The organism is Clostridium sp. UBA5119 (assembly GCF_002414285.1).
Classification (GTDB): domain Bacteria; phylum Bacillota; class Clostridia; order Clostridiales; family Clostridiaceae; genus Clostridium_J; species Clostridium_J sulfidigenes.
In genome coordinates this window covers 3,202-3,628 of record NZ_DHYX01000082.1, presented here as the reverse complement: position 1 = coordinate 3,628, position 427 = coordinate 3,202, and the positions used below count along the sequence as shown (strand labels likewise).

Below are 427 nucleotides of genomic sequence, written 5' to 3'. Positions count from 1 at the left end.
CGCTGATGAATTTGCTAATACTTTTAATGGTCTTTATTATAGTTTTAGAGAATTTAATGATGATAAAATACTCTCCTTAGAATCTTATTATAATGACAGTATTGCACTATTTTCTGGAAGATGCCTAATTTGCAACAACTGCTCTCGTAGTAATAATATGCCTTGTATATTCCCAAGGAAATTAAGATATTCATTAGAAGGTCTTGGTTTTGATGTATGTGGAATAGTGGAAAATATTATTAATGATAAAATTCAATGGAGCAGTAACTCAACACCAGAATATGTAACCTGTGTTTCTGGATTGCTTTCAAATTTAGATATTCCTGAAAAAAAGATTTTGCAAATATTACATAGTAACTAAAACTTAATATTCTATTTCTAGTATTTAAACTTATCTCTTTGATAATAATAACATTAATAAATAAAA

Annotated in this window: 1 protein-coding gene; it reads left to right on the top strand. The window is 26.5% G+C overall.

The genetic code is table 11. From position 1 onward, the window contains the following. A partial coding sequence (locus B2671_RS12895) for a DUF2284 domain-containing protein (protein ID WP_346870768.1) occupies positions 1-361 on the top strand: 361 nt, incomplete at its 5' end. Between the last annotated feature and the right edge of the window lie 66 nt (positions 362-427).